Below are 19,143 nucleotides of genomic sequence, written 5' to 3'. Positions count from 1 at the left end.
CTCAGCGCGTTATCGCCCCTTTCGGCCCCTTAATCCCCCTTACAACGGCCTAAAGCTTTCCCGCTGCCTATCCGATAACCAGATACAGGCAGAAATCCGGGTGCGGCAACGTGCACGGATGGGGTGCCGCGACCAACCGCAGTGCAAGAGAGGAGGAGCGCCGATGTTTTCCCCAGGACACTCTGGAGCCAATGCGTACGCGCGCGTCGGCGTCGAGACAGGGGTGATGGGCGCGAGTCCGCATCGTCTGATCGTGATGTTGTATCAGGGCGCCCGGCAGGCGATCGCGCAAGCGCGCATGCATGTGCAGCAAGGCAATGTGTCGGCGCGTGGTGAGGCGATCGGCAAGGCGATTCAGATCGTCGAAAGCGGGCTGCAACTGTCGCTGAACCTTGAGGTGGGCGGCGAGATTGCAGAGCGGTTGGACGCGCTATATAGCTATATGTCGCGCCGGCTGCTCGAAGCCAATATAAAACAGAGCGAGGCGATGCTGGTCGAAGTCGACGGCCTGCTGGCGACGCTCGAAGAGGCATGGATCGGGATTGCCCCGGAGATCGCGCGGATGGCAGCCCAGCCGGCCGCGGAAAGCATGAGATGACATCGAACGCAGAATATTTCGCCCGCTACGAGGCGATTGCAGCGATTTCCCGCCGCATGCTGACGGCTGCCCGGCGAGCCCTGTGGAATGATCTGGTCCACTTGCAGGAGGAATATCGGAATCTGGTGGACGCGTTGAAAGACGCGGAAGCCGGCGTCAGACTGGACGATGCGGAACGCCTGCGCAAATACGCGCTGATCCGTCAGATCCTGGCCGACGACGCTGCGATCCGCGATCTGGCGAATCCGCGTATGGCCAATCTGTCGGCGCTGTTCGCCGGACGGCCGACTCGCGTGCTCAAGGAACTGTACGGGGCGCGCTGAGTTTGCCCGCGAGCAAGGCGCTGCTTGAGTCCGCCTGACTGGATTTGAGCGCGTTGCTGCCAATGTGACCAAGGAATCGGTATGAACGGAATCGACGCGGTCGTCACTTCGCTGCTCGCGAACCGGGTCGACAGTCTGCTCAATCTCGCGCCGGGTAGTGCGACCGCCTCGCAGACCGGTGCGGCGGGCGTCGATACCGAGATTCTCAATACCACCCCCGTTGCGCCCCCCGCGCCAGCGCCGGCTTCCGCGCAAACCGCGCTGTCCGCCGTTGCGCTGACACTCAATGCGATCGTGAACTCCGGCGGTGAAGCGACCCCGGCGGTGCTCGGCCAGTTGCCGATCTGGCCGGCTGCTCCGGCGCTCGACGTCGAGGGCGGCGGCTTGCCGCTCTTCGATACGACGGCCACGCCTGCTGCTTCATCTGCCAATCCGAATACAGGCGCTGCCACCAGTACAGCCGGTGCCGCGGCCACCGCCAATGTGGCGGCCGCTCAGGTGCCGGTCGCGGCGCTCGCGGCCGCGCTCGAACAGACGGTGGGCGATAGCGGCCTGTTTTACGAATCCCATCTCGCGCAATGGCTGGCCGGGCAGCGGCCGCCTGCAGCCCTCGCCAGCGAAGCGCAGAACAAGCTGGTGGCTGCCGCTGCGCAATTGCCGCTCGACTGGGCGAGCGATGCCGATCAGGCTTCTTCCTCGAATACGACAACCCGGCAGGGTACCGGCGCCGCGCCCAACGGTTCGGCCAACGGCTCACCGGAAGGCAACGCGGCAGCCCGCGCGATGCCGTCGATCCAGACCGCGCAGGCTGCGCGCTTCGTCGCCGGCGAGGTGCTGGCGAGTTCTCTTTCCGACCTGAACGGCCAGCCGGCGCACTCGAGCGTGCACGGTGCCGCGGCGCAACTTGCCGACGACGGGTCGTCGCAAAACTCGCAATCGATGGCAGCCGCGGTTCATCCGGCGACGGTTCCTTTGGTGCGTCAGCAGCTCGATCTGCTTGCTACCGGGCAGTTTCGCTGGACCGGCGAAGCGTGGCCTGGCGCCAAGCTCGACTGGACCATCGAGCAGGAAGGCGATGAATGGGACCGCAGTGGCGGCGGCACGGCGAGCGAGGACGGTCAGCCGTGGCGCACGCGGCTGACGCTGTCGCTGCCCACGCTCGGCACTGTGGATGCGGACTTGACGTTGACCGGCATGCGGCTGGTTGCGCGCGTGCAGGCGAGTCCGGCCGGCGCGGCGCGATTGGCGGCGCAGGGTGAAAACTTTCGGCAGCGGCTTGCGGCAGCGGGCATCGAGCTGAACGGACTGACGATTCGCGAGATCGGCGGCGGGATACCGGCGACCGCGGCGGGTGCTGCTGGCGCGTCGGCGGCCGGGCAGGCAGCGGCGTCGGCGTATGCGCGTTCGGCGTCGGCTGCCGCGGCGGCGGCAGCGACCGACAACGTGTCGGCGGGGCGCCGCACGGCGCGTGCCGCCCGCCCGGGAGCCGTGCCGGTCGACGATTTCGATTGGGATATGTGATGAGCCGCAAACATCGCCGCAGTGCGGCCGCGCTCGTCTACGACGCACAAGGCAACGATCCCGCGCCACGCGTGATTGCCAAAGGCTACGGCATGCTGGCTGAGATGATCGTGCAGCGCGCCAAGGAAGCCGGCCTGTATGTGCACGAGGCGCCGGAAATGGTCTCGTTGCTGATGCAGGTCGACCTCGACACGCGGATTCCGCCGCAGCTTTATCAGGCTGTGGCCGAGTTGCTCGCGTGGCTGCATCGGCTGGAAAGTGGGGCCGAGCATGCGCCCGAAAGCGGCGTGGCCGCCGCGCAGGACGTCACGGATGTGGTCGCTACGGATATTGCGGACGCTTCGGGTGGGGCGCCCAGGCGCTGAGTGCTGAACGCGGGCCGCTTGCTTCGGGGTTGTCGTTGCGGTGCGGCGTCTTGCGCGAGTCGCCTGGCTTACGGGCGGCCGCCCCCGGTAGCCCGTCGCACGGACGATCGCTCCACGGACGACCGCCCCACGGATGGCCGTTCCACGGATGGCCGCCCCACGGATGGCCGCCCCGTCAAAACCTCATCATCAGCTTCAGCAACGCATTCACCCGCTTGCCGTACGGCGGTGAGATCCATCCGCGCGCGTTCAACCGGGCCTGCGTCAGCACCGGCTTCATCTTCGAGAAGGTCACGAAGCCTTCGTAGCCGTGATACGCGCCCATCCCGCTCGCACCGACGCCGCCGAACGGCAGGCTTTCGCACGCCAGATGCATCAGCGTTTCGTTGATCGCCATGCCGCCCGCGATGGTGTCGCGTGTGACGCGGTCGATGGTCGCGCTGTCGTCGGCATACAGATACAGCGCGAGCGGGCGGGGACGCGTGTTGATCCATGTGATCGCGTCGTCGAGCGTGTCGTAGGGGACGATCGGCAGCAACGGACCGAAGATTTCCTCCTGCATCAGCGCGCTTTCATCCGGCGCATTCGTGACCGCGATCAGCGGAAAGCGGCGGCTTGCCTCGTCGGGCGTGCTGTCGGTGAGCGTGTGCAGTTGCGCGCCGGCGGCCTGCGCTTCGTCGGCGAGACGTTGCAGCCGAGCGAAATGCCGCTCCGAGATGATCGATGTGTAGTCGAGATTGCGCGCAAAATCGGGGTACATCGTCGCCATCCGCGCGCGGGCCCGTTCGATGAACGCCTGCTCCTTGCCGCGCGGCACCAGCACGTAGTCCGGCGCGACGCAGGTCTGCCCCGCATTGAGCGTCTTGCCGGCGACGAGGTTATCCACCGCGTTGTCGAATCGCGCGTGCTGACCAATGATGGCCGGCGACTTGCCGCCCAGTTCGAGCGTAACCGGCGTCAGATGTTCGGCGGCGGCGCGCATCACCTCATGGCCGACCTTGGTCGAGCCGGTGAACAGCAGATGGTCGAACGGTTGCGCGCTGAACGCGGCAGCCAACGCAGCATCGCCGTTTACTACGGCGACGTGGTCGCGCGAGAAGGTCTGGGCGATCAGCTGCTCGAATAGCGCCGAGGTGCGCGGCGTCAGTTCCGACATCTTGATGATGGCGCGGTTGCCGGCCGTCAGCGCGCTGATCAGCGGGCCGACTGCAAGCAGCACCGGATAATTCCACGGCACGATGATGCCGACCACGCCGAGCGGCTGCGGCACCACTTTCGCGCGCGCCGGCATCAGCCATTTGTTGGTGCTGCGGCGCTGCGCTTTCATCCAGCGTTTGCCGTGCCTGAGCGCGGCGTCGATCTCACCCTTGATCAGCAGGAATTCGGCGAGCAGCACTTCCTGTTTCGCGCGATTGCCGAAGTCGGCGTTCATCGCGTCGGCGAGTGCGTCGCGGTTGTCGAGCATGACTTTGCGCAGTGCCTTCAGATGGTCGGCACGTGCTTCCCATGACGGATACGGCGCGCGCAAATACGCATGGCGTTGATCGCGCAGCAGCGCTTCGAGCGCGACGACTTCTGGCAAATCGTTCTTCATGTGTGTCCACTCCCTGATGGATAACGGTACGCGTTGAATCGCGCTTATCGGTGTTTTGTCTGTTGTGCGACGGTCTTGCGAAATGCATGGGTCAAAGCGCGGACCGGTTCGTCCGCTTCAACCTGGAAAGGCGGAATCCCGGTCGATCCGTCTGCCTGGTTTCACGCTGGAAATGCCCGTTCGATGATTGCGGCGTGGTCAAAGGTCGCCGGCAGCGTGCCGTACACCCGGCCGCTCTCGCCGCAGCCGTCGGCGAGACGCGTTGTGATAAAGGCATCGGCAATTTCTGGCGGCGCGTGCTTCACCAGCAAGGTGGCTTGCGCGATCAGCACGATCTGCTGCGCGATGCGTCGCGCGGAGGCTTCGCGATGTTCGGCGGGCCCGTTGAGCGAGGCGGCGAGCTTGCCGAGCGCGGCGCTCAACGCCGGGTGCCCGTGCGCATCCGCTTGCCAGGCGGCGAAGAGAGCCTGCGCCGCTTCGGGCTCGCGCTCCATGGCGCGCAGCACGTCGAGGCACATCACGTTGCCCGAGCCTTCCCAGATCGAATTGACCGGCGCTTCACGATAGAAGCGCGCCATCGGACCGGTTTCGACGTAACCGTTGCCGCCCCACACTTCCATCGCCTCGCCGGTGAATTCCAGGGCGCGCTTGCAGACCCAGTACTTCGCGGCCGGCGTCACGATCCGGCGCCACGCGCGCTCGGCGGGCGCAGCCGACGACGCATCCGCGGACGCTTCGAATGCGCGCGCGAGTCGCATGAACAGTACCGTCGCAGCTTCCGATTCCAGCGCCAGGTCGGCGAGCACATTGCGCATCAGCGGCTGATCGGCCAGTTGCCGGCCGAAGGCGCTGCGATGCCGTGCATGGTGGATCGCCTGCACCAGCGCCGCACGCATCAGGGCCGCGCTGCCGATCACGCAATCGAGCCGCGTGTAGTTCGCCATTTCGATGATGGTCGGCACACCGCGGCCTTCGTCGCCGATCATGATGCCGAAAGCGTCGAAGAATTCGACTTCGCTGCTGGCGTTCGAGCGGTTGCCGAGCTTGTCTTTCAGACGCTGGATCTGCACGGCGTTCTTGCTGCCGTCCGGCGCGAAACGCGGCACGTAGAAGCACGACAGGCCTTCGTGATCGTCGGTGCGCGCGAGCACGAGATGCGCGTCGCATTGCGGCGCGGAAAAAAACCACTTGTGGCCGACAAGGCGGTATTCAGCGCCACGGCCGCTGCCGCGTGTGGCATAGGCACGGGTCTGGTTGCTGCGCACGTCCGAGCCGCCTTGCTTCTCGGTCATGCCCATGCCGATCATTGCCGAGTGTTTTTGCGTGAGCGGCACGTCGCGTGGATCGTGTTCGCGGTCGTAAAGCTTGTCGCGCAGCGTCTCGAACAACGCCGGTTCGCGTTGCAGCACCGGGATGCTCGCGAAGGTCATCGTCAGCGGGCAGAGGGAGCCGGATTCGAGTTGCGCGTGCAGGAAGTAGCCGGCGCAGCGCGCGACCATGGCGCCGCGCTGCGGGTCCGAAAACGGCAACGCATGCAGGCCTTCGCCGCGCAACAGCGACAGCAGCGTATGCCACGAAGGGTGAAACTCCAGCGCGTCGATGCGTTCGCCGCGCGGGCTGTGCGTGACAAGTTCGGGCGTGTGGCGGTTCGCCAGTTCGGCAAGCGCGAGTGTCTCCGGCGTGGTGAGTGCCGCGCCGTGCCGCAGTAGCGCCTCGCGATGCCACGCGGCCCCTTCGCGTTCGAGGGCGGCGGACAACGCCACGTCGCTCGCAAACAGGTTGTAGTCCGCGAGCGGAGGCGCCTGATTGGTTACGTCGTGGGTGTGGCCGAAGCTGTGCGGTTCCATCTGCTGTCTCCGTTCGCCGGATGTACGCCGATCGTTGATCGACGGTGTGCTGTTTTATCGTGGCGTGTCGTACCGCACGCTTTGAGGACGGCGCACCAGGCGCCGTGTTTGAATGCCGTGCGCGGCGGCCTGACGGGCGCGTGCGCGTCTTTCATCATAGGGTCGCGGGCGGGCTTTCGTTTAGAGGGATCGCTCTGACACGAACCCGCCGTCGCAACCGAACGCTCCCTACAATGCCGATGAAACACACGTAGACAAGTGTGTACGAGACAAGGTCCGCGAGCAACGCGGCCCCAATTGGAGGAGCGGATGCAATACGACTACATCATCGTCGGTGCGGGCTCAGGCGGTTGCTCGCTCGCGAGCCGTCTGGCCGATAGCTGTCCGGACGCAACGATCGCCCTGATCGAAGCCGGTCCGCATACGGACCGCAATCTGTTCGTGAACATGCCGGTGGGCGTGGCGGCCGTCGTGCCGCACAAACTCAAAACCAACTACGGCTATCTGACGACACCCCAGCCGGGGCTCGCCGGACGCCAGGGCTATCAGCCGCGCGGACGCGGCTTCGGTGGTTCGAGCGCGATCAACGCGATGGTCTACACGCGCGGCCATCCGCTCGATTACGACGAATGGGCGCAACTCGGCTGCGAAGGCTGGTCGTGGGCCGACGTGCTGCCGTATTTCCGCCGCGCGGAAGGCAACGAGCGCGGCGCCGATGCATGGCATGGCGCGAACGGCCCGCTGACAGTGTCGGATCTGCGCTATCGCAATCCGTTTTCGAAGCGCTTCGTGCAAGCCGCAGCCGAAGCCGGCTACAAATCGAACAGCGACTTTAACGGCGCGGACCAGGAAGGCATCGGCTTCTATCAGGTGACGCAGCGCGACGGACGGCGCTGCAGTGTTGCGCGCGCCTATATCTACGATCGCGAGCGCCCCAATCTGCATACGATCGCCGATGCGACGGTGCTGCGTGTGACCTTCGACGGCAAGCGCGCGAGCGGCGTCGAGATCGTGCGCGGCGGCCGTACCGAAACGCTGGAAGCGCGTGCTGAAGTGGTGCTGGCCGCGGGCGCGTTCAATTCACCGCAGCTGCTGATGTGCTCGGGGATCGGACCGGCGGCGCATCTGCAGTCGCTCGGCATCGCCGTGCTGCACGACGCGCCCGAGGTCGGCCAGAACCTGATCGATCACGTCGACTTCACGATCAACAAACGGGTGTCGTCGATCGAGCCGACCGGCTTTTCGATTCGCGGCATTGCGCGGATGCTGCCGCAGTTCGTGACCTTCATGCGACATGGGACGGGCATGCTGTCGAGCAACGTCGCCGAAGCGGGCGGCTTTCTGAAGAGCCGGCCGACGCTCGATCGCCCGGACCTGCAACTGCATTTCTGCGCCGCGATCGTCGACGACCACAACCGCCATATGCATTGGGGGCACGGTTATTCGCTGCACGTGTGCGTGCTGCGGCCGCATAGCCGCGGCACGGTGACGCTGGCGAGCGCCGACGCGCGCACCGCGCCCGTGATCGATCCGCGTTTTTTCAGCGACTCGCGCGATCTCGATCTGCTGGTGGAAGGCGCGCAGATGGCGCGGCGCATTCTCGACGCGCCGTCGCTCGCGCTGCATGGCGGCAAGGAGCTGTACACACATATCGGCCAGACCGAGGAGGAATTGCGCCGGACCATCGCCGAGCATGCCGACACGATCTATCACCCGGTGGCAACGTGCCGGATGGGCGGCGATGCGCAATCGGTAGTCGACCCGCAATTGCGGGTGCGCGGCGTGACGGGGTTGCGGATTGTCGATGCCTCCGTGATGCCGACGCTGATCGGCGGCAATACGAATTCGCCGACCGTGATGATCGGCGAGCGCGCGGCCGAACTGATCGCGGCGAGCCGGCGTGAAGGGCAAACGGTGCCGGCGGTGAAGTCGACGGGCATCGCTGGCGTGGCGGCTTGACCGGACATCAATTTTCTTAATCTAGGTCGCAAATATAAGAATACTTAGGCGAACGTCGGTCAATTCGTCATAAATTGTGTCGTTTCGTTTATGAGATTTCCCCAAACCTATAATCGCGCCGCGAAAAAGAGCGCGTCAGGTGATGCGTTCGGGAAATCAAGGAAGCGAAGCGATGAGTATCAATGTGATCCAGCTGATTCAGTCCGCGTTGACGGACGGTGTCGTGCGACAGATGGCGGCCCGCTTCGGGTTGCCGCCGGACGCGACCCGGAAGGTGCTTGCAACAACCGGCCCGGCGCTGGTTGCCGGTCTGATGCAGAAGGGCGCGACGCTCGACGGCGCGCGTTCGCTGTTCGCAACGATCCTCTCGCCTGAGGTGAACGGGCACATCGCCGAGCAGTTGCCGCAACTGCTCGGCACCACTACGGGCGTGAGCCAGCTGGAAGGCATAGGGCGGCAATTGCTGGAACGCGCATTCGATCGCCGCGTCGATACGCTCAGCGATGAGGTCGCCACCCAAACCGGCGTGCCGGCGCATGCTACGCACGCCATGACCGGCATCGTCGGCGCCACGCTGCTGGGCTTGCTGAAACGGCATTTTCTCGAAGGCCAAGGCAATGTCGGCCAGTTGCCGACGCTGCTAGGCCATCAACTGCCGGCCATTGCGCCGTACCTGAACGACCGTCTGATGGCCGGCCTTGGCCTGAGCGGACTCGGCGCGTTCACCGGCAATATTCTGTCGCAGTTGAAAGCGGTCTCGGCGCACATCGATCATCCGACGCCTGCCGCCAAACCCGTGGCCGAAGCCCTGTCGAACATCCGCGTGCCGGCCGACGCGGTGGTGCGCGAAGAGCGCCGTCCGCGCAAGTGGCTGTGGTGGGTGCTCGCGGCGATTGCCGCTGTGCTGGCTTTCCTGTTCCTACGCGGTTGCCATAGCGAGCAACGAGGCGAACCAGGCCGCGAGCGCAGCAGCGCGCAAGCCGCGACAGCTGTACAGCCCGCGTCCGCACCGGCTGAGGCCTCAGCAGCTGCGACTGCCATGCCCGCGTCCGCCGATGTTGCGGCTTCTACGCCCGCCGCTGTAGCAGCAAGCTCTGCCAGCGAAGTGCAGCAACCCGCCGCCGCGCCCGCGCCGACCCAGGGCAGCCAGCTCAGCTTCACGGTCGACCGCGCCGGCAGACCGACGCTCACCGCCACGGTGGGAAGCGAAGCCGAAAAGACCCAGCTGATCGATGCGCTGACGAAGCGCTTCGGGGCTGACCATTTCGTCGCGAACGTCACCGTCGATCAGGACATCAAGCCGGCCGACTGGCTCGCTCGTCTGGATGGCCTGCTGCCGTTGATGGCATTGCCGGGCGCCGAGGTGAAAGTGGATAGCTCGCACGTCGAACTGAGCGGCAGCGCGGCAAACGCGAAGCTCGGCTGGCTCGACAAACTCAAATCGCTGTTCGGCGCCTCGTATCAGATCGGTTCGTTCAACGTCGAACAGGCGGTCGCCGACGCAACGGAAAACTTCCGCGGCGCAGTCAAAAGCCTCCTCGCGCCGGACAGCTCGTGCGTGACAGCAGACGTGATCAAGGTGCTGAACCTGCAGGTGATCAACTTCGCAAGCGCCGGTGCTCGCGTGCCGGCCTCGGCGCAGGAAGATCTGAACCAGTCGGCGCAAGCGTTGAATGCCTGCGCGCGTAACGGCAAGACTGCCAAACTCGAAGTGGCCGGCTATTCGGACAACGTCGGCGATGCGCAAGCCAATCTGCAACTGTCGAAGAAGCGCGCCGAAGCGGTTCGTGCGTATCTCGTGAAGGCGGGTGTGCCGGCGGATTCGCTGGTCGCGCAAGGTCATGGCGATGCGAATCCGGTCGCGAGCAACGACACGGTGAGCGGCCGCTTTGCCAACCGCCGCATCGAGTTTGTTGCGCAACAGTAATGACGGCGCTTGGTAAGTCTTGGAGATGAGTCCTGAAAGTGAGCCTTGGAAATGAGTCTCTGACATGCGCCTTCGCAACAGGCTTTCGAGGCGGCCTTTTGAGCCAAGCCATCAAGGCCGGCTCAGCCAGGAAAGCGTACGGCCCGGTCTGCACCGGACCGTATGTTGTCACTTAACGGGCCGCGTTTCCGGCGCCGGCGTCTGAACGGGCGCCGTGATGCCGGTCATGCCGATGCCCGGCCCCAGCATGAAATCGTCGCCGGCCTGGCCCGGCAGCGTTTCGCGCGCTACCTCCAGCCACGCGCGCGCCGCGTGCGACAGATAGCCATTGCGGCGCCATCCGATTGCCATCTCCCACGGAATTTCCGGTTCCACTACGGGGCGGCAGGTGAACTGCGCCGTGTCGAGCCGTCGACAATACGGCGCCGGCAACAGTGCGATACCGACACCGGCCAGCACCAGCGCTGCCATGAAATCCCAGTGCCCGCTGCGCCCGACGATAGTCGGCGCAAAGCCCGCGGTGCGACACGCGTTCAGCACGACGTCGTTGAGCGCGAGGCTCTCGCCGTAGAACACGAACGGCTCATTGGCGAGCTCGACGAGCGGCACTTCGTGCAGATCGTCCCAGCGCGAGCCGGTGCGCGCGACGAGCCACAGCAATTGCCGCGTCATCGGCAGCACCTCGATGTTTTCCGGGTCGACCGGTTGTAACACGCCACCTAACTCCAGCTCGCCGTGGATCAGCGCGGTCTCGATCGCGCGCGAACCCTGCTCGAACAGCTTCAGTTCGATTTTTGGGTAGCGCTGGCGGAAGGCGGCGATGGCCGGCGTGAACAGCGAGCCACCCATCGGCGGAATGCCGATAGTCAACTCGCCGCGGCCGAGCGTGTCGAGATCGTTCAGCTCGGCCTGCAACTGCGCGTGCGCCGCCAAAACGTCCTGGCCACGCTGATAGACGATCCGGCCGGCGTCGGTGAGCACCATCTGGCGCCCGTCGCGTAGCAGTAGCGGCGAGCCGATTTCGTCTTCCAGCGACTTGACCATCTTGCTGATGGTCGGCTGCGTGACGAACATCTGCTCGGCGGCAACGGTGAAGCTCTGTTGACGGACCACTTCGACGAAATACCGCAGCGCTCGTAGTTCCACGATCTCAGGCTCCAGAATTCCAATTTGGAATGATTCGGGCGATTGTAAGTCATCGTATTTATGTTGAGGGGCATGCGAATGGCGCACGTCGTGTCGGCGTCGTTGCGCGCAATGTGTTGGTCGACGCGGTCGCGCACGTCGCTTTTCCGGGATGGACCTGACGGGAAGCGGGCTACCATCCACGGTTCTCTACCGTTTGGCCCGCAGTGCCCGTTTCAGTCCATGACGCCTATCTCGATCATCATTCCCTGCTACAACGGCGCGGCGACACTCGCCCGTGCGCTCCAAAGTTGCCTGATTCAGCCGGAAGCCGCGCAGATCGTCGTGGTGGACGACGGCTCGACCGACGCATCCACCGACCTGGTCGCACACTACGGGCGTCTCGACCCGCGCGTGTGCCTGCTGCAGATGCCGTACAACGGCGGCCCGGCTCGGGCGCGCAACTGGGGCGCGATGCATGCGGCTCACCCTCTACTCGCTTTCCTCGACGCCGACGACGAATACTTGCCCGGCGCGCTGGCCGCCGCGAGCGCGTTTCTCATGCAGAATCCGAATGAAGTGTCCGTGCGACTCGATGTCGAGTACACGGATTTTCCGGCGGAGCTCACCTGTCATGGTGACTTCGCCCGGCACGCGGCGACGCTTAGTAATACGGTACCGAGCAGTCTGATCATTCGCCGCGCGGTGTATGCCGCGCTCGGCGGCTTTCCGATGGACGACGCGTTCCGTCGCATCGGTGGCGAAGACGGCGCGTTTTCATGGGCTCTGCGCGACATTTTCGGCAACCGGCGTCTGGATGACGCGAAACGCGTGCGCATGCACTATCACGCGGGCATTCACGCGGAACGCTATTTCCGCATCGCGCTTGGCATGCAGACGCCGGATCCCGCCGATACGGCCGACGCGTTCCGCTTTTCGAGGCAGTTCCTCGAAACCGCCCGAGTGGGCATCGAGCAACTGCGCACGGCAAGCGTCGCTGCCGTGCCGGCCGTCTCTGCCCTCCCGAATCACGCCGCGTAATTACCAACCCGGTACCAATCAGGCACCGACGCGGCACCAACGCGGCACCACCCCGAAGCCATCTTGATTTGCTACAATCGCCGTTCGTCTTCGAGGAGCGTTGCGACGGGTACCGCGAATCAGTATATTCGCCGGCCGCCCGCCAGGCTCGGAGGCTTCAATCGGAGGGCCAGGATGCGCATTGCGCTCCCATCCACCGCATCGAACCGCGCTCACGTCAAATTTCTAGTCAATTTTTTAGAAAGGAGGGCGTGATGAACGCCGCAGTTCTCGATTCAAAGCAAGATTTCCTCGTCGCCGATATGTCGCTTGCAGCCTGGGGCCGCAAGGAACTGAATATCGCTGAAACCGAAATGCCTGGCCTCATGCAGACGCGCGAGGAATACAAGAGCTCGCAGCCGCTGAAGGGCGCGCGTATCGCGGGTTCGCTGCACATGACGATTCAAACCGGCGTGCTGATCGAAACCTTGACGGCACTCGGCGCGGACGTTCGCTGGGCATCGTGCAATATCTTCTCGACGCAGGATCATGCAGCCGCCGCGATTGCACAAGGCGGCGTGCCGGTGTTCGCATTCAAGGGCGAATCGCTCGACGAATACTGGGAATTCTCGCACCGCATTTTCGAATGGCCGAATGGCGAATTCGCCAACATGATCCTCGACGACGGCGGCGACGCCACGTTGCTGCTGATCCTCGGCTCGAAGGCTGAGAAAGACCGTTCGGTGATCTCGAAGCCGGAAAACGAGGAAGAAGTCGCGCTGTACAAGTCGATCGCCAAGCACCTCGACGCCGATCCGGTGTGGTACTCCACGCGTCTCGCGCACATCAAGGGCGTGACCGAAGAAACCACGACCGGCGTGCACCGTCTGTATCAGATGGAAAAGGAAGGGCGCCTGCCGTTCCCGGCGATCAATGTGAACGACTCGGTCACGAAGTCGAAGTTCGACAACCTGTATGGCTGCCGCGAGTCGCTGGTCGACGGTATCAAGCGCGCAACCGACGTGATGATCGCAGGCAAGATCGCGGTCGTGGCGGGTTACGGCGACGTGGGCAAGGGCTGCGCGCAATCGCTGCGCGGTCTGGGCGCGACGGTGTGGGTCACGGAAATCGATCCGATCTGCGCGTTGCAGGCAGCGATGGAAGGCTATCGCGTCGTGACGATGGAATACGCGGCGGATAAGGCCGACATCTTCGTGACGGCAACGGGCAACTTCCACGTGATCGGCCACGATCATATGGCTGCCATGCGCAACAACGCGATTGTCTGCAATATCGGTCACTTCGATTCGGAAATCGACGTTGCCTCGACGCGCAAGTACCAGTGGGAAAACATCAAGCCGCAAGTCGACCACATCATTTTCCCGGACGGCAAGCGCGTCATCCTGCTGGCTGAAGGGCGTCTGGTGAATCTGGGTTGCGCAACGGGCCACCCGTCGTTCGTGATGTCGGCATCGTTCACGAACCAGACGATCGCGCAGATCGAACTGTTCGTGCACGGCGACAAGTACGAAAACAAGGTCTACGTGTTGCCGAAGCACCTTGATGAAAAGGTGGCGCGTCTGCATCTGGGTCGTATTGGCGCGGAACTGACGGTGCTGTCGGACTATCAGGCGAGCTATATCAGCGTCGACAAGAACGGTCCGTTCAAGCCGAACCACTACCGCTACTAAGTCGCATTAAGTGCGCGGGCGGTTTTAAAGCATGACAGTTTGACGACAAGGCGGCGCGCAATGCGCCGCCTTGTTCGCCATGGCCGTCCGTTTTCGCGCTTGTTCCCGTTATCGGACATCCTGCCTGAAAGGAGCTCTACATGACCGTGCTGCTGACCTGGCTGATCAACGCGCTTGCGCTCCTGATCATCACCTACCTCGTACCGTCGATTCACATCCGCAGTTTCGGCACCGCCCTGATCGTCGCGGTGGTGCTCGGATTGATCAATACGATCCTGCGTCCGGTGCTGATTCTGTTGACGCTGCCCGTCACGATCGTCACTCTCGGACTCTTCATTCTGGTGGTCAATGCGCTGTGCTTCTGGCTGTGCGCGTCGCTGCTGAAGGGATTTGAAGTCTCGGGTTTCTGGTCGGCGTTCTTCGGCTCGATTCTGTACAGCATCGTTTCGTGGCTGCTGTCCGCGCTTATTTTCGGCAACCGCAGTCTCGGTTGATCTACTGAATCATGAACCCGATCGAACTTTCATTCGAATTCTTCCCGCCGAAAACGCAGGAAGGCGTCGACAAGCTGCGCGCCACTCGCGGGCAGCTTGCGTCGCTCAAGCCCAAGTTCGTGTCCGTCACGTTCGGTGCCGGCGGCTCGACGCAACAGGGCACGCTCGACACCGTCGTCGATATGGCGAAGGAAGGGCTCGAAGCGGCGCCCCACGTCTCGTGCATCGGCTCCTCGAAAGAGAGCCTGCGCGCGATCCTCAACGAGTACCGCGCGCATGGCATCCGCCACATCGTCGCGCTGCGCGGCGATCTGCCGTCCGGCATGGGCGAAGTCGGCGAACTGCGTTACGCGTCGGAGCTGGTGAGCTTTATCCGCGCCGAATTCGGCGACTGGTTCTGGATCGAGGTGGCCGGCTATCCGGAGTACCACCCGCAATCGCGCTCGCCGCGTCACGATCTGGAAAACTTCGCCCACAAGGTGAAGGCCGGCGCTAACTCGGCGATCACGCAGTATTTCTTCAACGCCGACGCGTACTTCCGTTTTGTCGACGACGCGCGAAAACTCGGCGTCGACGTGCCGATCGTGCCGGGCATCATGCCGATCACGAACTTCTCGCAGCTGATGCGCTTCTCCGAGATGTGCGGCGCGGAAGTGCCGCGCTGGATCGCGCGTCGTCTGGAAAGCTTCGGCGATGACCGCGAATCGATTCGCGCGTTTGGGCTGGACGTGGTGACGGACCTGTGCGGGCGCCTCATCGAGGCGAAGGTGCCGGGGCTGCACTTCTACACGCTCAATGGCGCTGCGGCGACCAAGGCGATCTGCGAACGGCTGGGCGCTTAAACCGCTTAAACTTTAGGCACCGTTTTTCGGCGCCGTTGTCCAGAAACCGCGCGGCTTATCCGGCCGCGCGGTTTTTTTTATGCCGAAGGTCTGGCATTTAGGTATCAGCCCGGGCATTCCGCACTTCAAGCCGTTGCTGCGTCGCAACAGACGTGAGCCGCCAGGTATTTCGCGTCGGCGTGTAAGCCCGCATTGAACCCGATTTTTGCGCTGTCTATGATCAAAGCGCAGCTGACTTGGCTGCTGTGCGGAGAACGTGATGACAGTATCCCGATTGCTGTTTGCAGTTCGCCATACCTGTCTGCCAGTCTTGAGCGCCTGTGCGGTGCTGGCTGCCGGCCTTGCGCCCGCCGTAGCCGGCGCGGCCACCCTGCCTGACAAAACCCTCGTGTTCTGCTCCGAGGGCAGTCCGGCGGGCTTCGATTCCGCGCAGTACACCACCAGCGTCGAATTCAGCGCCGCCTCGTACACGGTCTATAACCGCCTGGTCGAGTTTGCCCACGGCAGCACCGATATCGAGCCAGGCCTCGCCGAGAAGTGGGATGTGTCGCAGGACGGCCTGCAGTACACGTTCTATCTGCGGCACGGTGTGAAGTTTCAGACCACCTCGTTCTTCAAGCCGACCCGCGAGTTCAATGCCGACGACGTCGTCTTCACTTACCAGCGGATGCTGGATCCCGACCAGCCGTTCCGTAAGGCGTACGCGGTGCCGTTTCCCTACTTCGTCGATCTCGGCATGGCAAAGAACATCGCCAAGGTCGAGAAGCTGGATCCGTATACGGTGCGCTTCACGCTGAAGGAGGTCGATGCTCCGTTCCTGCAGCAGATCGCGATGCCGTTCGCGTCGATTCTGTCGGCTGAGTACACGGACCAATTGCTGAAAGCCGGCAAGGCTTCCGATATCAACCAGTACCCGGTCGGCACCGGGCCGTTCATTTTCCGCAGTTATACGAAGGACGACACGATCCGCTTTGACGGGAATCCCGACTACTGGAAGCCGGGCGTTGTGAAGGTCGGCAAGCTCATCTTCGCGATCACCACCGATCCCGCGGTGCGGTTGCAGAAGCTGAAGCGCGGCGAATGTCAGGTGATGAGCTACCCGCGTCCGGCGGATATTCCGCAGATCAAGACCGAGGCGTCGCTGGCTCTGCCGAGCCAGGTTGGCTTCAATCTGGGCATTCTTGGGTACAACACGACGAAAAAACCGCTCGACAACGTGCTGGTGCGGCGCGCGCTGGATATGTCGGTCAACAAGAAAGCGATCATCGAGTCGGTGTACCAGGGCGCCGGGCAGATCGCGACCAACCCGATGCCGCCCACCCAATGGGGCTACGACAAGAATCTGAAAGACGCGCCTTACGACGTCGACAAAGCCAAGGCGTTGCTGAAGGAGGCCGGCTACCCGGACGGCTTCGACCTGACCCTGTGGGCCATGCCGGTCCAGCGGCCCTACAACCCGAACGCCCGTCTGATGGCCGAAATGCTGCAGGCCGACTGGGCGAAGATCGGTGTGAAGGTGACGATCGCCACGTACGAGTGGGGTGAGTACATCCGCCGCGCCCATGCCGGCGAACACGAAGCGATCCTGATTGGCTGGACGGGAGACTACGGCGATCCTGACAATTGGCTTGGCGTGTTGCTGGGCTGCGATGCGGTGAAAGGCAGCAATTTTTCCAAATGGTGCTACAAACCTTTCGACGACCTGATCAGGAAGGGTCGTGGCACCACCGATCTCGCCGAGCGAACCAAGGCGTACAAAGAAGCACAGGAAATCTTCAAACAGCAGGTGCCGTTCACGCCAATCGCCCACTCCACGGTGTATCAGCCAATCAGCAAAGATGTTACGGGCTTCAAGATCGACCCGTTCGGCCCGACGCAATTCATGAACGTCGGCCTGAAATAAAAATAAGAACAGGCGGGGCGGTGTTCAGGCCGGGCCCGCCCTGCGACAGCCGCACGCTCCGGCCAGCGCCGGCGTGCGGCCGCCCTTATGCCTGATTGGTTTCCGATCGTCAACAGGGGTATTTTCCTCCGCTTGTTGCTGTGAGCCAAGCTCAAGTAAGATCGCGCTACGCTGGCGGAAGCCGGCCCCGAACCTGGAGGAAACATGAAGCAAAACAACCTGTTGCGCGCCGCGCGTGTTACGACGCTCGTCGCAGCTGCAGCGGCATCGATGCTGGGCGCTACGAGCGCGCATGCCGAGATTCCGAACAAAACACTCGTCTACTGCTCAGAAGGCAGCCCTGCGGGTTTCGATCCGGCCCAGTACACCACTGGTGTCGACTTCACGGCCAACACGTTCACCGTTTATAACCGCCTCGTCGAGTTCGAACGCGGCGGCACCAAAGTCGAGCCGGGCCTGGCAGAAAAGTGGGATGTCTCGGCGGACGGCAAGACCTACACGTTCCATCTGCGTCACGGCGTGAAGTTCCAGACCACCTCGTTCTTCAAGCCGACGCGCGAATTCAACGCGGACGACGTCGTGTTCACGTTCCAGCGCATGCTGGACACGAACCAGCCGTTCCGTAAGGCGTACCCGGTCCAGTTCCCGTATTTCACGGACATGGGCCTCGACAAGCTGATCACCAGCGTCGAGAAGGTCGACCCGTATACGGTCAAGTTCACGCTGAAGGAGGTCAACGCGCCGTTCATCCAGAATCTGGCGATGGAATACGCGTCGATCCTCTCGGGTGAATACGCGGACCAGCTGCTGAAGGCCGGCAAGGCGGCCGACATCAACCAGTACCCGGTCGGCACGGGCCCGTTCATCTTCCGCAACTACACGAAGGACGCGACGATCCGCTTCGACGGCAATCCGGATTACTGGAAGCCGAACGCAGTAAAGATCTCGAAGCTGATTTTCTCGATCACGCCGGACGTCGGCGTGCGCGTGCAGAAGATCAAGCGCGACGAATGCCAGGTGATGAGCTATCCGCGTCCGGCCGACATCGCGCCGCTGAAGGCTGAAGCGAACATCGCGATGCCGTCGCAGCCGGGCTTCAACCTTGGCTACCTCGCGTACAACGTGACGCACAAGCCGGTCGACAAGGTCGAAGTGCGTCAGGCACTCGACATGGCGATCAACAAGAAGGCGATCATCGAGTCGGTGTATCAAGGTGCAGGCCAGGCCGCGACGAATCCGATGCCGCCGACCCAATGGTCGTACGACAAGAACCTGAAGAGCGCCGCGTACGATACGGACAAGGCTAAGGCTTTGCTGGCCAAGGCCGGTTTTCCGAACGGCTTCGACATCACGCTGTGGGCGATGCCGGTGCAACGCGCGTACAACCCGAACGCCCGTCTGATGGCGGAAATGATCCAGGCCGACTGGGCCAAGATCGGCGTGAAGGCGAAGATCGTCACGTATGAATGGGGCGAGTACATCAAGCGCGCGCACGCAGGTGAAGACGACACGATGCTGATCGGCTGGACCGGCGACAACGGCGATCCGGACAACTGGCTCGGCACGCTGCTCGGCTGCGAAGCGATCAACGGCAGCAACTTCTCGAAGTGGTGCTACAAGCCGTTCGACGATCTGATCCAGAAGGGGCGCGTGTCGTCCGATCAGGGCGCGCGCACGACGGCATACATGCAGGCGCAGCAGATCTTCGCGCAGCAACTGCCGTTCTCGCCGATCGCTCACTCGACCGTGTACCAGCCTGTCAGCAAGAAGGTGGTCGATATGCGTATCGAGCCGCTCGGTTATGCGCGCTTCGACGGCGTCAGCGTCAAGTAATAGTCAAATAGTCATACAGTCAAGCTTACGCAGTAGCTTTTCGCACGGTTAGAAAACTGGTCGAAATGGTCCGGCGGCCGGGGTCACAAGCCCTCGTCGCC

At 63.3% G+C, this 19,143-nt stretch carries 15 protein-coding genes and 1 riboswitch; of the genes, 12 read left to right on the top strand and 3 right to left on the bottom strand.

Annotated elements, in window-relative coordinates; translation table 11 throughout:
- Window positions 1-163 precede the first annotated feature (163 nt).
- The 4 genes from fliS (at window position 164) to R8871_RS31645 (ending at window position 2,807) form a co-directional block, all read left to right on the top strand.
- Complete coding sequence (gene fliS, locus R8871_RS31660) at window positions 164-598, top strand: flagellar export chaperone FliS (RefSeq protein ID WP_093640913.1); 435 nt, start codon at window positions 164-166, stop codon at window positions 596-598.
- On the top strand, window positions 595-921 hold the full coding sequence (locus R8871_RS31655; RefSeq protein ID WP_093640916.1) for a flagellar protein FliT: 327 nt from the start codon (window positions 595-597) through the stop codon (window positions 919-921). Before fliS ends, R8871_RS31655 begins: the two co-directional genes overlap by 4 nt.
- An 81-nt stretch (window positions 922-1,002) precedes the next feature.
- Window positions 1,003-2,442, top strand: coding sequence for a flagellar hook-length control protein FliK (gene fliK, locus R8871_RS31650; protein WP_175053983.1), 1,440 nt, complete (start codon window positions 1,003-1,005; stop codon window positions 2,440-2,442).
- Window positions 2,442-2,807: an EscU/YscU/HrcU family type III secretion system export apparatus switch protein gene (locus R8871_RS31645; protein WP_175053982.1), complete on the top strand. Its 366-nt coding sequence runs from the start codon at window positions 2,442-2,444 to the stop codon at window positions 2,805-2,807. Before fliK ends, R8871_RS31645 begins: the two co-directional genes overlap by 1 nt.
- Before the next feature lie 175 nt (window positions 2,808-2,982).
- Here the strand turns inward: R8871_RS31645 and R8871_RS31640 are convergent, their stop codons facing one another.
- Together R8871_RS31640 and R8871_RS31635 are read right to left on the bottom strand one after the other, a co-directional pair.
- The gene (locus tag R8871_RS31640; RefSeq protein WP_175053981.1) at window positions 2,983-4,401 is read right to left on the bottom strand and encodes a coniferyl aldehyde dehydrogenase; all 1,419 of its coding nucleotides are present in this window, start codon (window positions 4,399-4,401) and stop codon (window positions 2,983-2,985) included.
- A gap of 161 nt (window positions 4,402-4,562) precedes the next feature.
- On the bottom strand, window positions 4,563-6,248 hold the full coding sequence (locus R8871_RS31635; protein WP_175053980.1) for an isovaleryl-CoA dehydrogenase: 1,686 nt from the start codon (window positions 6,246-6,248) through the stop codon (window positions 4,563-4,565).
- 309 nt (window positions 6,249-6,557) lie between these two features.
- Between R8871_RS31635 and R8871_RS31630 the strand changes: the two genes are divergently transcribed.
- Window positions 6,558-8,207, top strand: coding sequence for a GMC family oxidoreductase (locus tag R8871_RS31630; RefSeq protein ID WP_175053979.1), 1,650 nt, complete (start codon window positions 6,558-6,560; stop codon window positions 8,205-8,207).
- A gap of 172 nt (window positions 8,208-8,379) precedes the next feature.
- The gene (locus tag R8871_RS31625; protein WP_175053978.1) at window positions 8,380-10,134 is read left to right on the top strand and encodes an OmpA family protein; all 1,755 of its coding nucleotides are present in this window, start codon (window positions 8,380-8,382) and stop codon (window positions 10,132-10,134) included.
- Between the two features lie 168 nt (window positions 10,135-10,302).
- Here the strand turns inward: R8871_RS31625 and R8871_RS31620 are convergent, their stop codons facing one another.
- On the bottom strand, window positions 10,303-11,280 hold the full coding sequence (locus R8871_RS31620; protein ID WP_175053977.1) for a LysR family transcriptional regulator: 978 nt from the start codon (window positions 11,278-11,280) through the stop codon (window positions 10,303-10,305).
- A gap of 222 nt (window positions 11,281-11,502) precedes the next feature.
- Here R8871_RS31620 and R8871_RS31615 point away from each other — a divergent pair, with 222 nt between their 5' ends.
- The 6 genes from R8871_RS31615 to R8871_RS31590 all read left to right on the top strand — a co-directional run bounded on the left by R8871_RS31615 (window position 11,503) and on the right by R8871_RS31590 (window position 19,042).
- Window positions 11,503-12,300, top strand: coding sequence for a glycosyltransferase family 2 protein (locus R8871_RS31615; RefSeq protein ID WP_175053976.1), 798 nt, complete (start codon window positions 11,503-11,505; stop codon window positions 12,298-12,300).
- 86 nt (window positions 12,301-12,386) lie between these two features.
- Window positions 12,387-12,521, top strand: a riboswitch (S-adenosyl-L-homocysteine riboswitch).
- 33 nt (window positions 12,522-12,554) lie between these two features.
- The gene (ahcY, locus tag R8871_RS31610; RefSeq protein ID WP_093640940.1) at window positions 12,555-13,970 is read left to right on the top strand and encodes an adenosylhomocysteinase; all 1,416 of its coding nucleotides are present in this window, start codon (window positions 12,555-12,557) and stop codon (window positions 13,968-13,970) included.
- A gap of 140 nt (window positions 13,971-14,110) precedes the next feature.
- A complete protein-coding gene (locus R8871_RS31605) occupies window positions 14,111-14,464 on the top strand; it encodes a phage holin family protein (RefSeq protein ID WP_054040830.1) in 354 nt (117 codons plus the stop codon).
- 11 nt (window positions 14,465-14,475) lie between these two features.
- Entirely contained in the window at window positions 14,476-15,306 is an 831-nt protein-coding gene (metF, locus tag R8871_RS31600) for a methylenetetrahydrofolate reductase [NAD(P)H] (protein WP_175053975.1), read from the top strand.
- A gap of 259 nt (window positions 15,307-15,565) precedes the next feature.
- Complete coding sequence (locus R8871_RS31595) at window positions 15,566-17,209, top strand: ABC transporter substrate-binding protein (protein WP_175053974.1); 1,644 nt, start codon at window positions 15,566-15,568, stop codon at window positions 17,207-17,209.
- Between the two features lie 204 nt (window positions 17,210-17,413).
- Window positions 17,414-19,042, top strand: coding sequence for an ABC transporter substrate-binding protein (locus R8871_RS31590; RefSeq protein ID WP_175053973.1), 1,629 nt, complete (start codon window positions 17,414-17,416; stop codon window positions 19,040-19,042).
- Window positions 19,043-19,143 lie beyond the last annotated feature (101 nt).

Origin of the sequence: Paraburkholderia sediminicola (assembly GCF_902859805.1) — a bacterium.
Classification (GTDB): Bacteria; Pseudomonadota; Gammaproteobacteria; order Burkholderiales; family Burkholderiaceae; genus Paraburkholderia; species Paraburkholderia sediminicola.
The sequence above is the reverse complement of the archived record's forward strand: the minus strand, read 5'-3'. Positions and strand labels throughout refer to the sequence as shown.